General features: G+C 58.7%; 14 protein-coding genes. 9 read left to right on the top strand and 5 right to left on the bottom strand.

Annotation, left to right across the window (positions count from 1 at the left end; all coding sequences use genetic code 11):
* The first annotated feature begins 28 nt into the window (after nt 1-28).
* Nucleotides 29-226, top strand: coding sequence for a hypothetical protein (locus FY152_16005; GenBank protein UXS33674.1), 198 nt, complete (start codon nt 29-31; stop codon nt 224-226).
* A gap of 483 nt (nt 227-709) precedes the next feature.
* Here FY152_16005 and FY152_16000 read toward each other — a convergent pair whose 3' ends face one another.
* Nucleotides 710-1,282, bottom strand: coding sequence for a DNA-3-methyladenine glycosylase (locus tag FY152_16000; protein UXS35083.1), 573 nt, complete (start codon nt 1,280-1,282; stop codon nt 710-712).
* 98 nt (nt 1,283-1,380) lie between these two features.
* On the opposite strand from FY152_16000, the gene FY152_15995 reads away from it, so the two are divergent.
* The 4 genes from FY152_15995 to FY152_15980 all read left to right on the top strand — a co-directional run bounded on the left by FY152_15995 (nt 1,381) and on the right by FY152_15980 (nt 4,563).
* Nucleotides 1,381-1,764, top strand: a complete 384-nt coding sequence (locus FY152_15995) for a hypothetical protein (protein ID UXS33673.1) — start codon at nt 1,381-1,383, stop codon at nt 1,762-1,764.
* The gene (locus FY152_15990) at nt 1,761-2,546 is read left to right on the top strand and encodes an SDR family oxidoreductase (GenBank protein ID UXS33672.1); all 786 of its coding nucleotides are present in this window, start codon (nt 1,761-1,763) and stop codon (nt 2,544-2,546) included. The genes FY152_15995 and FY152_15990 overlap by 4 nt, the downstream gene beginning before the upstream one ends.
* Nucleotides 2,547-2,702: 156 nt before the next feature.
* A complete protein-coding gene (locus FY152_15985) occupies nt 2,703-3,758 on the top strand; it encodes a murein L,D-transpeptidase (GenBank protein ID UXS33671.1) in 1,056 nt (351 codons plus the stop codon).
* A 19-nt stretch (nt 3,759-3,777) separates the two neighbouring features.
* On the top strand, nt 3,778-4,563 hold the full coding sequence (locus FY152_15980) for a L,D-transpeptidase (protein UXS33670.1): 786 nt from the start codon (nt 3,778-3,780) through the stop codon (nt 4,561-4,563).
* A 201-nt stretch (nt 4,564-4,764) separates the two neighbouring features.
* Here the strand turns inward: FY152_15980 and FY152_15975 are convergent, their stop codons facing one another.
* Both FY152_15975 and FY152_15970 read right to left on the bottom strand, forming a co-directional pair.
* Nucleotides 4,765-6,585, bottom strand: coding sequence for a HAMP domain-containing protein (locus tag FY152_15975; protein UXS33669.1), 1,821 nt, complete (start codon nt 6,583-6,585; stop codon nt 4,765-4,767).
* Nucleotides 6,586-6,727: 142 nt separating this feature from the next.
* A complete protein-coding gene (locus FY152_15970) occupies nt 6,728-8,062 on the bottom strand; it encodes an aspartate aminotransferase family protein (protein UXS33668.1) in 1,335 nt (444 codons plus the stop codon).
* A 146-nt stretch (nt 8,063-8,208) separates the two neighbouring features.
* On the opposite strand from FY152_15970, the gene FY152_15965 reads away from it, so the two are divergent.
* From FY152_15965 to FY152_15950, 4 genes are all read left to right on the top strand, one after another.
* The gene (locus tag FY152_15965; GenBank protein ID UXS33667.1) at nt 8,209-8,757 is read left to right on the top strand and encodes a cupin domain-containing protein; all 549 of its coding nucleotides are present in this window, start codon (nt 8,209-8,211) and stop codon (nt 8,755-8,757) included.
* Between the two features lie 619 nt (nt 8,758-9,376).
* Complete coding sequence (locus tag FY152_15960; protein ID UXS33666.1) at nt 9,377-10,057, top strand: sugar transferase; 681 nt, start codon at nt 9,377-9,379, stop codon at nt 10,055-10,057.
* Nucleotides 10,058-10,250: 193 nt separating this feature from the next.
* Complete coding sequence (locus tag FY152_15955) at nt 10,251-11,510, top strand: sugar ABC transporter substrate-binding protein (GenBank protein UXS33665.1); 1,260 nt, start codon at nt 10,251-10,253, stop codon at nt 11,508-11,510.
* Nucleotides 11,511-11,517: 7 nt separating this feature from the next.
* Entirely contained in the window at nt 11,518-12,828 is a 1,311-nt protein-coding gene (locus FY152_15950) for an O-antigen ligase family protein (GenBank protein ID UXS33664.1), read from the top strand.
* A 65-nt stretch (nt 12,829-12,893) separates the two neighbouring features.
* Here the strand turns inward: FY152_15950 and FY152_15945 are convergent, their stop codons facing one another.
* Nucleotides 12,894-13,388 carry a hypothetical protein gene (locus FY152_15945; GenBank protein ID UXS33663.1) on the bottom strand — a complete coding sequence of 165 codons (495 nt, stop codon included), beginning with the start codon at nt 13,386-13,388 and terminating at the stop codon, nt 12,894-12,896.
* An 85-nt stretch (nt 13,389-13,473) separates the two neighbouring features.
* The gene (locus FY152_15940; GenBank protein ID UXS33662.1) at nt 13,474-14,832 is read right to left on the bottom strand and encodes an HlyD family type I secretion periplasmic adaptor subunit; all 1,359 of its coding nucleotides are present in this window, start codon (nt 14,830-14,832) and stop codon (nt 13,474-13,476) included.
* Nucleotides 14,833-14,838 lie beyond the last annotated feature (6 nt).

The following is a 14,838-nucleotide window of genomic DNA, read 5'->3' as shown; positions in this document are numbered from 1 at the left end:
TGAGGGACGTGCCGAAGGAGGATGACGGATGTTTGAATTTCTGAAACCGCAACAGCAAACTGTGATCGATGATGTGGAAGCGACCGGCACCTATGCCGATGCGCTGCTCAACGTTCCGAGCCCGGAGCTCACCCGTTCAACGGCCCGCGAACATGGCCATGAGGCCCATTCCCGCGACTATTGCGAAAACCGCGATATTTCCCGCAGCGCGCTCGGTTTTGCCTGAGCTGTCGCAAAAAGCTTTCCAAATAACGGAACGGACCGGCGTTCCCCGCGTTTTCCTTGCACGACCCACAGGGCGGCGCAACTGAACTCAAGGGACTTGACCGGCATTTGACCGATGAGCGAATTGGGTGTTGCGCCGTCTGAATGGCGACAGCGCACGCGCTGTCCCACGAGATGAAAACGCAGTCCCGATTTATTTGGGACAAAGAGCGTTGATATCAGGAGGCCGCAATGTCCGCCGTTCCAGCCGATCCCCGTTATGAGCCGCCGATGCCGGTGCCGCCGCAGCCCGATGTCCCACCTATCGACGAACCGGAACCCGACCGGTTGCCGGATGAGGCGCCGACACCCAATCCCGACGAAAACGATGGTCCGCCGAAGGTCTTGTAATGAGTGGCTGGAAATCTTGGTCGGGTTTCACCGGGAAGACAGCGGCGCTTGTGAATGATCGGTCAAGCGCTAGCTTCGACGTCCTGTGTCCCTCTTAACTCTCAAATTTCTTGCTGAAAAAGGCGGAGCCTTCAAGTCCGAAACGCCAGGGGTAATCCTGCGCGCGGCTGATGCCGATGCGTCTGCCGCTTGTGACTGAGGCCGCTTCTTTTGGCAGGTGGAGAAAAAACGGCGGAGCATCCAGCGGCCTGCCGTCCATGTCTCCGGTAATGGCGAGCGCCTGACACAGCCTGCCGGGGCCGGAACATAGAAGTTTCAGCTTGTCAGTTCCCCGCCGCAGTTTCATCATCTCTATGCCGGTCCTGGGTTCGATGGCGCGCAGAAGCACGGCGGAACCCGGCGCGCAGACGAAGTTGGCGCACCAGTGGATGCCGTAAGACCGGTAGACATAAAGACGACCGGCCGGACCGAACATCGCCCTGTTGCGCGGGGTCTGCCCGTTGAAGCTGTGGGATGCCGGATCGTCCGGATGGTAGGCCTCGGTTTCCACGATGACGCCGCCGGCATTGCCGATGCGAAACTCGGCGCCGATGAGGTCGCGGGCTACGTCCAGCGCATCGCGCAGGAAGAATTTCTCCTGCATTTCCGGGCCAAAGGCCTGATCCATCTGGAACCCCTTCTGCTCTGCCATCGTTGTGAATTCAGGTTTCAGTGTGTTGTCGCGTCGGATGTTACGCCGATGCTTTTCAAACCGGAGGGCATGTCATGCAACTTTCCACGACCTATGTAAAACGCAATAACGGGGTGATCTCCGTGGAATTCGTCGGCAGCGACGGCGATCAGGTCTCTGTTCGCCTTGCCGATGGTCTGGAGGGGATCGGCGATGACGAGGCCATCAAGCGTGCGAGCGCAGTGATGGTTCAGCTGACGGCATTCGGAACGCGACAGGGTGCGGATGCATCCTCGCAATTCTCCGCTCTCGGCACGGCGCAGGATGAAGCACCACATGGTCAGGCGAGTGCCCGCACATCGAAGGATCGCGACATTCTGGAGGAGGAGCTGGAAGAGGGGTTGGAAGACAGCTTTCCGGCGAGCGATCCGGTCTCGGCGACGGTCACTTCAATCGCGTCGAGAAAAGGAGGGCTGTGACATTGGCGGATGGTAAAGTCGCACTCGTCACCGGCGCTGGCTCCGGCATCGGCCGGGCCGCTGCCCTTCATCTGGCTGCGGAGGGCTTTTCCGTCGGCCTTCTTGGCCGCACGGAATCCGAATTACAGGCGGTGGAAAACGAGATTGCCGCCGTTTCCGGCGCCTCGAAGGTCCTCATCGCCGATGTGGCGGATGAGGCGGCCATGCGACACGCAGTCGCAGCGCTTGTGGAAGATTTCGGCCGTCTGGATGTCGTGGTGGCCAACGCCGGCGTCAACGGCGTATGGGCTCCTATCGACGAGCTACAACCTTCCGAATGGGACGACACGATCCGCATCAACCTGCGCGGCACCTATCTTACCGTCCATGCCAGTGTCCCGCATCTGAAGGCGGCAGGTGGCGGCTCCATCGTCATCGTCTCTTCCATCAACGGCACCCGCACGTTCACCTCGCCGGGCGCCACCGCCTATTCCGTCACGAAAGCGGGGCAGCTTGCTATGGCCCAGCAACTGGCGCTGGAGCTCGGGCGTCATCGCATCCGTGTCAATGCGGTGTGTCCGGGCGAGATCGAAACGGCAATTGACGAAAATACCGACATACGCGGGCGCGACAAAACCGAGATACCGGTTCGTTTTCCGGCGGGCGACATTCCGGTGACGGGCGGGGTGGCTGGGTCGAGCGAGGATGTGGCCGCGCTGATCGGTTTTCTGGCGTCCGACCAGTCGCGCCACATCACCGGCACGCCGGTATGGATCGATGGCGGGCAAGGGCTGCTTCGGTAACAACAGTTCCATCACAGGCTTGTGTGCATATGATTAACGAATGGGTAACGTCTGTTCACGAGACTTTGTCCATGTGCGAGGTTGCCGCGTTGTGGCCACCTTCGCTAGTTAAGCGTCTGCCGGAAAGGCGGGCAAATCAGGCGGGCAGAACGATCCATGGGTATGAAGGCACTGCTGGATTTCGCGGTTGCGGAGTTGCGGTACAGGGTAAAGGCGGGGATGAGGGTGGCTGCGATCGTTGCGATCGGCGGCAGCCTTGCCGCATGCACTTCCATGGGTCTCGATAGTGTCAAGAAGGACCCGCCGAAGCTGTCGTCCAAGATGATGGCGCAGATGTCCGCCAAGAGCATGCGCCCGGAAAGCCCGGTCCTCGTTCGCATCTTCAAGCAGGAAAGCGAACTCGAGGTCTGGAAGATCGATAAGACCGGAAATTATGCGCTGCTGAAGACCTATCCCATGTGCCGCTGGTCCGGGAAGCTCGGGCCCAAGATGAAAACCGGCGACAGGCAGGCGCCCGAAGGTTTCTATCATGTCTCGGCGGGCATGCTGAACCCGAATTCGCAATATTTCGTCTCCTTCAACCTCGGTTACCCCAACCGGCTGGAATCGGCGCTCGGTTACACCGGTGAAGCGCTGATGGTGCACGGCGCCTGTTCCTCTTCAGGCTGCTATGCGATGACCGATCAGCAGGTTGGCGAGATTTACGCCGTCGTGGCGCGCGCTCTCCAGGGCGGGCAGGACCGTTTTCAGGTGCAGGCCTATCCCTTCCGCATGAGCGCCCGCAACATGGTGGCGCATCGGGACGATCCCAACATGCCGTTCTGGAAGACGCTGAAGGAAGGCTACGACTATTTCGAGGTGACGCGCCGGCAACCCAAGGTGTCCGTCTGCGGCCGGCGATATGTCTTCAACAGTGAATTTGCCGAGGGCGAGCCCGCCGATCCGCTGGCCGCGTGCCCACCCGCCATCAATCAGCAGGATCCGCTGGTGGCTTCGAAACTGGCTGAAGAGCAACAAAAATTTGCCGCCGCCATGAGTGAGGGAACCACTGCTCCCCTCAGCGCGTATGTAGACGGCGGCATGCATCCGAGCTTCCGTGCCATCCTGAAATCCAGTGGCGCCAAGGCCATGGCATCGCAGGTTTCCGGCACGAAGTACCCTATCAGCCGCCCCGAGGCGGCGCTGGCAGATCCCTTTGCCAGTGTGAGATGACGTAAATGAGGTTTTTCAATTGAACGATACGACAACGACCCGGCGGGGTTTCCTGCTTGGAGCAGGTGGACTGGCGCTTGCCGGCCTTGCGGGCTGTAACACCACGGCGCGCGAGGCGACACGGCCAGCCGCTCCGGCTGACGACCCGATGTATGCCCTGATGTACGGCCCCAAGCCGGACGAGCAGTTTCCGCTGCCGGAAATTCCCTACAAGCGGATTCCGCGCCAGTTCCTGCGGCAGATGGTGGAAAATCCGACCGGTGAGCGCCCCGGCATCATCGTGGTCGATACCGCCAACCATTTCCTGTATCTCACCTATGAGAACAATCAGGCCATGCGCTACGGCGTCGGTCTCGGCCGCGCGGGCTTCGAATGGTCCGGCCGTGGCGTGATCCAGTACAAGCGGCAATGGCCGCGCTGGACGCCGCCTGATGAGATGGTTGCCCGCCAGCCGGAACTGGAGCCCTATAGCAGCCGCAACGGCGGCATGGAGCCGGGCCTGAAGAACCCGCTCGGCGCCCGTGCGCTTTATATCTTCAAGGACGGCAAGGATACGATCTATCGTCTGCACGGCTCGCCCGAATGGTGGACGATCGGCAAATCCGTTTCCTCCGGCTGTGTGCGCCTGCTGAACCAGGATATTATCGATCTCTACAACCGTGTGCCGGATGGCACGCCTATCGTGGTCACCGCGCTCGGGCCGGCACAGCAGGGCGTGCCGATCGGGCAGGCGGGCGTGCCCGTGGCGCAATATGGCGGCGGCGTTGTCGGTGATGGCCTGTCGCAGCCGATGCAGACCTATTGATATGGAAAGACTTCCAGCCGCCTGAGACGGCGGCTGGAAGTCTGCGCTATTTGCATTTTCTTACCCCGGATTAAATCCGGGGTTCGGTGCGACCAAATCTTGATCGCGAAACACTCTTCTCACGGCGCAGACACGCAATGGCTGGACGTCTGCTCAAGGCCGGCATGGGAAGAGACGGCCTCAAACCCTTTATCATGACACTCACGCGACGCGGCGTGTCTCTCCCCGGCTTTCGTCAATTTCCATCGCAAGACGGAAACGCGATACCAGCGCGCGCAGCTTTGCCGTTTCCGCGGCGAGCATTGCCGAGGCGGCGGTGGATTGTTCCACCATGGCCGCATTTTGCTGGGTTGCCTGGTCCATCGAGTTCACCGCCGCGTTGATTTCGGCAAGGCCGGTCGATTGTTCGGCTGCCGATGTGGCGATGGCGTTCATATGGCGGTCAATGCCTGCGATCCGCTCGCCGATATCTTTCAGCGTCATGCCGGTGTCGAGAACCAGCTTCACGCCGCTTTCCACTTCCGCCGATGATTGCCGGATATGGCCCCTTATCTCGCTTGCGGCCTTTGCCGAGCGCTGGGCAAGATCACGCACTTCCTGCGCCACAACGGCGAAGCCTTTGCCGGCCTCGCCGGCGCGGGCGGCTTCCACGCCTGCATTCAGCGCCAGGAGATTGGTCTGGAAGGCGATTTCGTCGATGACGCCGATAATGCCGGTGATCTGCCGCGACGAGGTTTCGATGCGGCGCATCGCCTCTTCGGCATGGCCGACGACTTCAGCCGATTTCAGGGCGCTTTCGTTGGCATCGGTCGCCGCAAGGCGCGCTTCGGCGGCGCGCTTGTTGGCATTCGCGACATTGACGGTGATTTCTTCAAGAGCGGCGGCCGTCTCTTCGAGGGAAGCTGCCTGATGTTCGGTGCGGCGAGAAAGATCGTCCGCCCCCGCCGCGATCTCGCGGGTGCTGCCGTCAATTGTGGTGACACCGTCGGATATAGCGAGAAGCGTTTCGCCGAGCTGTTTGACTGACCTGTTGAAATCGTGGCGCAGGCCCTCGAATTCCGGCGCGAAGGCGACATCGAGCTGGAAGGCAAGATCGCCAGATGCAAGCCGCTTTAATCCGGCGGCAAGACCGGATGTGGCGATGCGCAGCCGCTCCGAGGCATGCTCTTCCGCCTGGCGTCGTGCTGCCTGCTGGTTGAGTTCAGCCTTTTCGCGCGCATCCGCCGCTTCCTGCTCCAATGCCCGATTGGCAATCGCCGCCTGCCGGAATATTTCGACCGCGCCTGACATGGAGCCGATCTCGTCCTTCCGGTCAATGCCGGAGGGCGCCTGTGACGTATCGCCACTCGCAAGGGTTTCCATTGTCTTCGACAGTTGCAGGATGGGACCCGTTACCGTTTTGCGGGTGAAGATGAAGAGGCTGACACAGAAGAGCGTCGCCAGAACCAGCAACCCTTTCAACAGCAGGTCGATTACCGCCTTGGTCTCCTGGCTCTCCGCGACAGTGGCCGCGGAAAGCGCGTCGATCTCCTCGCCTGCCTTTTCCATCGCTGCCTCAAGGGCGCTGAACTGCTGCATGAAATCCGGGATCATTTTTATCGCTGCGCCCGGATCGGTGTTTACAAGGCCGACCACCTTCTTGGCGATTTCCAGATAGGAATGAAGTGGCTTTTCCACGCTGTCGATAACGGCCTTGGCGTCCGTCCCTTCAGACAGGGCCCCGTTTTTCTTTATGGCTTCAAGGAATGTAGCCTCGTGTTCGGCAAGGTCGGCCTTCACCGCATCGAAGGACAAGCCCATCATGTCATTGGTAGAAAGAACGGCTGCCAGCACATCCGAGCGCAACGCATCGTGCATCATGTCGGCAAGCATATGATTGTGAAGTATTTCTGCCGAGCGCGATACTTCCGCGCTGTTACGGTTGAGGGTCTCTGTCGCCCATATGCCGATGCCAACGGCGCTTCCGGTGAGGGAGAATATTGCTATGCTTGCTAATATTATCTTTTTCTGAATCGACGCCATGGGGTCGTCCCGCTCCGTTGGTTATACTGCGGGAAGTTAATAGAACATGCTTAAGAAATGATCTATTTTGCTACAATTTTGATAAAATTCAAAAAGGCTGCAATTTGTATTGCAGCCTTTTCTTTATTAGTAATTTATATTTTTACTTCGCTCTTTTCAGGGCGTCGCCGAGGATCGAGATGATGTCGTCGAAATGCGATTTCTCGGCGATCAGCGGTGGCGAAAGGGCGATGATGTCACCCGTGACGCGGATCAGCAGGCCACGCTCGAAGCAATCCGTGAAAACCTCGTAGGCGCGGGCGCCGATGGCACCGTCACGCGACTGCAACTCGATGCCGGCAATGAAGCCTATGGTGCGGATGTCGATGACATTCGGCAGGCCCTTCAGGGAATGGATGGCGTCGTGCCAGACATCCTGCAATTCGGCCGCGCGGGTGAAAAGGCCCTCATCGCGATAGATGTCGAGTGTGGCGATGCCGGCGGCGCAGGCGACGGGATGGCCGGAATAGGTATAACCGTGGAACAACTCGATCTGGCTTTCCGGCCCGTGCATCAGTGCATCATGCACCTTGCGGCTGGTAAAGACCGCGCCCATGGGGATCGCACCGTTGGTAAGGCCCTTGGCAGTGGTGACGATATCAGGCGTAACACCGAAATAGTTGCTGGCGAAGGACGAGCCCATGCGCCCGAAACCGGTGATGACCTCATCGAAGATCAGCAGAATGCCGTGCTTGTCGCAGATGGCACGAAGACGCTCCAGATAGCCCTTCGGCGGCACCAGCACGCCGGTGGAGCCGGCGACAGGCTCGACGATGCAGGCGGCGATGGTTTCAGCGCCATGCAGGGCGACCAGCCGTTCCAGATCGTCCGCAAGCTCCGCGCCGTGCTCGGGTTGGCCCTTGACGAAGCTGTTCTTCGAAAGGTCGTGGGTATGACGCAGATGATCCGCAGGGATTTGCGGGAAAACGCGGCGGTTATTCACGAGGCCGCCGACGGAGATGCCGCCGAAACCGACGCCGTGATAACCACGTTCACGGCCGATGAGGCGGCTGCGGGTGCCCTGGCCGATGGCCCGCTGATAGGCGATGGCGATTTTCAGCGCCGTATCGACCGATTCCGAGCCGGAGCCGGTATAGAAGACGCGGTCAAGCTTCGCGCCTTCCGGGCCAGGAGCGATTTCCGCCAGCCGTTCGGCAAATTCGAAGGCGACGGGGTGGCCCATCTGGAAGGAAGGCGCATAATCCATGGTCGAAAGCTGGTGTTTGACGGCTGATGCGATCTGATGGCGACCGTGGCCGGCGTTGACGCACCAAAGGCCAGCCGTGCCGTCGAGAACCTGACGACCATCATTGCTGGTGTAATACATGCCCTCGGCGCTCGTCAGCAGGCGGGGATTGGCCTTGAACTGCCGGTTGGCGGTAAATGGCATCCAGTAGCTGTCGAGCGAGGTGGAATTGGATCGGCTGGGGTTGTCCATGGTGGTTCTCCTGTTCGTTGCCGATGATTGAAAGCTATTTTCCTGACTGAACAAGCCCTTTTCTCTCAGTGGCGAAGCTATTGAAAATGCTATAGGTGAGAGCGAGAGTTTTCGATATTTCGAACAAGGGCAACGGGGGCTCACGCATGTCGGTGGATATAGGCGGGCGTTTGCGGCATTTGCGGCTGCGTCACAATATTTCCCAGCGCGAACTGGCGAGACGTGCCGGCGTCACCAATTCGACGATTTCGCTGATCGAATCCAATACCTCCAATCCATCTGTCGGCGCGCTGAAGCGTATTCTCGACGGCATACCGATCGGCCTTGCCGAATTCTTCGCCTTCGAGCCCGAGACGAGCCGCAAGGCTTTTTACCGGGCGGACGAGCTGGTCGAAATCGGCAAGGGCCCGATATCCTTCCGGCAGGTTGGCGACAATGTCTTTGGCCGCAGCCTGCAGATACTGAAGGAATGTTACCAGCCGGGCGCCGATACCGGCAAGGTTCCGCTGGTGCATGACGGTGAGGAAGGTGGGATCATACTTTCGGGGCGTCTGGAGGTGACGGTCGACGAGGAGAGGCGGGTGCTTGGACCGGGCGACGCTTATTATTTCGAAAGCCGTAGGCCGCATCGCTTCCGTTGTATCGGTCCGGTACCCTGTGAGGTGATCAGCGCCTGCACGCCGCCCACCTTCTGATTCTGCCGTCTTTTGCCCGGTGCGACATGCGGCAGATGCCGAGGCCATCGTGAGGGCTACAGAATCTCTGCCGGGGAGAAAGATTTTCGACAATGTGTCGGGGCTTTGATACGAATTCTTGCCATTGTTTTGCCGCTTTTACGCCGCTCTTGCAATTTTTCCATCGCTTTTTCTTGGCAAACTGTGAGTGGTGGTTAAAAAAATCCCGGCTAATATGTCAAATTTTATATGCATTGCCGCAATCCTGTTGCGCCGCAAAAAAATTTAATAGTCTGTTACACGCATAGCTGTTCTTGGCGTTCCTGTCTCATCTCATCAAGTCATAAGAAACATATAAGAAAAGACTATCCGGAGCCGAAAACGCTATACATGCCGGACGGACACCCATGCTCTAGGAACATGGCCCCCTGCACATTTGTTTCTTTTTTATGCAACCGATAATATTGCCCGGACGTTGATCGGCCGCTCCCGCAAGAAATCGCATAGACGGTCATAGGCAATGTGCCTTACAAAAAATCCATTAGCATCAAATTCAGAACACAGACTTGTTATCTCTTTTAGACGGAAAGACACGCCTCCGGGCACCGACCAATCGCAAAACATAAATGGAGTTCTCTCTATGAAGTCCGCGACCCAATCGGCTGAACAGACACTCAGCAGTTCCGAAGACTTCGATGTCAGTTTTCCTATCGGGGGCATCGCAAAACGTAGCTTCGATATGACATCGGCTGCACTTGCGCTGCTCATCTTCAGCCCGCTTTTCCTGTTGATCGCCGCGCTGGTGAAATTCTCCGATCCTGGCCCGATCTTTTACGGCCACCGGCGTGTGGGCCATAATGGCCGTTATTTCCATTGCCTGAAATTCAGGACGATGGCGATGAATGGCGACGAGATGCTGCGGCAATATCTTGCCGCCAATCCGGAAGCCGCCGAGGAATGGCGCGCGACCCGCAAGCTCAAGAACGATCCGCGTGTTACGGCCGTCGGCGCCGTGCTGCGCAAGCTCTCCCTCGATGAACTGCCGCAGCTGCTCAACATCATTCGCGGCGAAATGAGCGTAGTTGGACCGCGTCCAGTCGTCGACGAGGAGCTGAGCTACTATGAAAGCGCTGCCGCTTATTATCTCAGCACCCGTCCGGGCCTGACCGGCCTGTGGCAGATCAGCGGCCGCAATGACGTCTCCTACAAGACCCGTGTGGCCTTCGACACGCAATATGTGCAGAACTGGTCGATGCGGCAGGATGTCTTCATCATCGTCAAGACCATCCCCGCTGTGTGCCTGTCGCGCGGCAGCTACTGAAACCAATATTGAGTTCGGCTTTATCGATCTTCGTTTCGACACGCACCCTGACCGGGATCCCAAGTCCGGTCTTCGGGTGCGTCATTGGTGCTAATCATACTGGCCGCTTTTTGCGGCGCTGCGCAACCGGCACTGTCCGGTTGCTCTATCGCCTGATCGCCCGCGCGGCGGTCCGCAAACAGGGAGTCTCCCGATGAACGGCCTTTTCGCCGCCACCCGTCACCCGCTCGCCGCCTTCGTGCTTGCTGCATCCGTTGCCTTCGCCGCACCGCTCTCCGCCTTGGCCGCCGATGGCGCCCAATACAAGCTCGGCACCGCCGATAAGCTGCGCATCCGTGTTGCCGAATGGCAGCCGGCCGATGGCAGCATCCGCAACTGGGATGTCATCAACGGCGATTATTCGGTCGGCCCGTCCGGCGCGCTCTCCTTGCCCTTCATCGGCCAGCTGGAGGTGGCGGGAAAAACGCCGTCGGAAGTCAGCGAGGCGATTGGCGCACAGCTTCAGAGCAAATTTGCCCTTCGTAACCTGCCTTCGGCTTCCGTCGAAATCGCCCAGTTCCGGCCGATCTTTCTGAGCGGCGATGTGCAGACGCCAGGCGAATATCCATACGCCGCCAATCTGACGGTGCTGAAGGCGGTCAGCCTTGCCGGCGGCCTAAGGCGCTCCGATGCCGGGCAGCGTTTTGCCCGCGACTTCATCAATGCGCGCGGCGATGCCGCTGTTTATGACAATCAGCGGGCAAGACTGCTTGCCCGTCAGGCGCGCCTCGTCGCTGAAGTAAAGGGTGATGCGGCCATCGCCAAGACGCCGGAAATGGAAAAGATTGCCGAGATCGATACGCTTCTTGCCAGCGAAAGCGCGCTGATGAAGTCCCGGACGGAGCGTTACACGCTGCAGCTCAAGGCGTTGACGGATCTGCATGCCCTTTTGCAGAGCGAAGTCGAATCCCTGAACAAGAAATCGGAAACACAGAACCGCCAGCTCCAGCTTGCCAATGAGGACCGCGACCGCGTCAACCGGCTGAACGAGCAGGGGCTAGCGCTCTCGCAGCGGCGTATTTCCGCGGAAGAGCGGGCGGCGGAAGTGGAGTCCACCCTGCTCGATATCGACACGCAGTCGCTGCGTGCCAAGCAGGACATCAACAAGGCGACCCAGGACGAGATTAACCTGCGTAACGACTGGGTGGCGCAGCGTTCCAAGGAGTTGCAGGATACCGAAGCGGAACTCGACAAGCTCAATCTGCAGCTGACCACCAGCCGCGAATTGATGTCTGAGGCGCTGGCGCAATCTGCCGAGGCGATCCGTTTCGACCCATCAGGAAAATCCGCGACCATCAGCTACGTCGTGGTGCGTGAGGAAAACGGTAAGCCGAAGGAAGTGAAGGTCGATGAAAATGCGATGCTTCAGCCCGGTGACGTCATCAAGGTTTCATCCGAAATCCTGATGCAGTGAGGTTTGCATGCGGATTGCCAAATCGGCGCTGATCGATCCCGAACGCAATGAAGCCTATGGAATGGCGGCGATCGCGCTGTCATTCTTCGTGTTCGCCTATTCGTCGCGCTTCGGGCAGATTTCGGTGCTGGCCTATTATGGCATGTGGCTGCCGCTGGTGGTGGTCAACTACCGGCAGGTGCTGGGCAATTATCCGCGTTATGTATGGATTTTCGCTTTCGGTATCCTGACTGTGCTGTCCAGCTTCTGGTCGGAGGCTGCGTCAGTGACCATGCGCGCCTCGATCCAGTACATGACGCATATCGTCTGCGCGCTGATTGCCATGCGCGTGATTTCCATCCGCACGCTGACGCGTGGCGCGCTGATCGGCATCACGGTCGTGCTGCTTTATTCATTGCTGTTCGGCATCTATCTCTTCGATGCGCTTGATGGAACCTATAGTTTTGTCGGTGCTTTTTCGTCGAAGAACCAGCTTGGCTTTTACGCCTCGCTTGGAGTCATTTTTGCCGCCTCCTCCGTGCTGGTCCTCAAGCAAAGGGGTATCTGGCTGCCAATTGCCGGTGTCACCGGGCTTCTATCGGCCTATAGCCTCCTCGCGTCGCAATCGGCCACATCAACCATTACCACGGCGGCCGTGGTCGCCCTCATCATCGGTTTCATTCCGATCGGCATGCTTTCGCCCGCCAACCGCAAGATGACCTTTTTCGCGCTTGGCGGTCTTGGTGCATTGCTGGTTGTTGCCTCCCTGCAATTCGGCCTGCTCGATGCCATTCTCGGTATTTTCGGCAAGGATTCGACGCTGACCGGCCGTACCTATCTCTGGCAGCAGGGCATCGAGGCCGCAAAACAGACGCCGATCCTCGGTGTCGGATATCAGGGGTTCTGGGTGGCGGGTTTTGCCGATGCCGAACGCCTGTGGAACGACTTCTTCATTACTGGCCGCAGCGGTTTCCACTTCCACAACACCTATATCGAGACGGTGGTGGAGAACGGCTTCGTCGGCATGATCCTGCTCGGCATGGTGCTTTACGGAACGCTGCTCGGCCATCTGCGCTCGGTGCTGATGCGAAAGAGCGACCCGCAAGGCGTTATCCTGTTTGCCATCTGCGCGCTCTTCGTCGTTCGCTCCTTCGTGGAGATCGATATCATCTTCCCATATCAGATCGGTTCGTTCCTGCTCTATTTCGCGGCCGGAAAATTGTGCCTGCCGGCAAAAGCGGCGCGGGGCAGCGTGCACCTGACCAGCGTTCATGGCGGTTTCTCTCACCGCCATTCCGGCCTTGAGACGGAAACCAGCCAGCCCAAGTCCTTTCGCTGAAACAACTCGTCTTCGCCGCGCGGATGCGCGTCGACTAAGGCCGGGATGACGCAGGAGAGATACTTCTAAAGATAATCCGCCGAAACGTGCGGGCTGGCGTGGATGAAGCTCCAAATATCCTTGCTGACCTCGACAATATCCGCGATCGACTTTTCGAGGTGCTCGATTTCCTTCTCGTCCATGCGTTCGACCTTGCCGTAGCGAACCTTGCTGTCGTCTTCCACCAGCCGCATCAGCTGGGTGCTGGCGATTTCGCCCTTGTCGTCGAAGGAATAGATGCAATGATTGTATTTGTTGCGCGTTTTCGCTTCTTTTTTCAGCCGCGCCATGATGGAGAGAATGGTCTTGCGGTCCTTTGCCTCCGTGGACGGCAGTTTTGCGAGGCGCTCGATAAGGTCCATACGCGCCCGCGTGGTGTTGAGCGTCAGAAACACCACGATGGCCGCTTCCTTCTCCACTTTCAGGAGATGGACGATCAGATAGATCATCAGGCTTTCGGTGTTGGTCCACACGTAATTCAGCCTGCCGACCAGCAGCAATACATCCGACATCGCCGCCATGCCGCTTCTCCCGCCCCGACGAAATATATTCGGATATTATATGCTGATCGCTGCGGAAAAGACAGTGTAGGTTACTGATACTTCTTCATCTTTCCTTGAACGCGCGTGACATGCTGTCCGATATGGGCTTGGTCAGATATTCGAAGAAGGTGCGTTCCGAGGTCTGGATCAGAACATCGGCCGGCATGCCGGGAACGGGGTGGAAATTATGGACCTTGGCGATCTCCTCGTCGGGAACCTGCACGCGCACGATATAGACGTCCTTGACCTGCAGGCCGGCATTTTCCTCAATACTGTCGGCGGAAACATAAAAGACCTTGCCATTCAGGACCGGCGTGGTGCGGCGGTTCAATGCCGACAGACGGATCGCGGCGGTCTGGCCTTCGTGTAGCTGGTCGATCGAGGTTCTGAGAACCTGCGCTTCGAGGATCAGCGGCACATGGGCGGGCAGGATTTCCATGATCGGCTTGCCCGTGGTGATGACGCCACCCGGCGTATGGTAATAGGACCGCACGACGGTGCCATTGACGGGCGAGCGGATGACGGTGCGTTCCAGCACTTCGGCGGCACCGCGAACCTGTTCGCGCACACTGTCGAGATCGGATTCCGCGGTTTCAAGCGCATCGAGCGCGGCCTGCTTGTTGGCATTGACGGCGATGACCGCTTCCTGCTTGAACTTGGCGATTTCCGCTTCGCTCTGGTTCATCTCGCCGCTCAGACGGGCGATGTCACCCATGGCGTCGGCAATGGCACGCTCCAGCGCCAGCATGTCCGTTTTGCGGATAACGCCGTCCTTGGCGAGCTTTTCCTTGGAATCGCGTTCCTGTGTCAGAAGCGCCAACTGCCGGTCGAAAGACTGTTTTTGACCATCATAGCCCGCATAGCGGAACTCCAGCGAGCGGATGTTCTTGTCGATCAGGTTCAGCTGTTCCTCAAGCTTGATGAGCTTGCTGTGGAATACGATGTTCTGGCTCTGGATGATGGCGTTGATATCGGGATCACCGGCTTCCTTCATGACGATGTCAGGCACCTTGAAGTTCTTTTCGCCCTGTGCCTCGGCGCGCAGGCGCACCACGATGGTTTCCAGGCGAAGCCGCCGCAGCTGCAACATGCGTTCATTGGCAAGTGCCGTTGTCTTGTCGAGCGTCAGGAGAACGTCGCCTTCCTTGACGGTATCGCCCTCGCTGACCATCATTTCCTTGATGATGCCGCCTTCCAGATGCTGGACGACCTTATTGTTGCCGGTGGCGACGAAGCTGCCCTGGGCGATAATGGCCGAGGAGAGCGGCGCGGTGCCGGCCCAGAATCCGAAGCCGCCGAAAGAGGCAAGCAGCACGGCAAGACCGATGGAGCTGTGCAGACGAATGGAGCGCGGTACTTCACTGTACCATTCGAGCTGGCCCTGGGGTTTGACTTCGACAATGGCGTTTTTCTTCTTGAACATGACGAT

Origin of the sequence: Agrobacterium tumefaciens (assembly GCA_025560025.1) — a bacterium.
GTDB lineage: Bacteria > Pseudomonadota > Alphaproteobacteria > Rhizobiales > Rhizobiaceae > Agrobacterium.
This window is presented reverse-complemented; position numbering and strand designations above follow the sequence as displayed.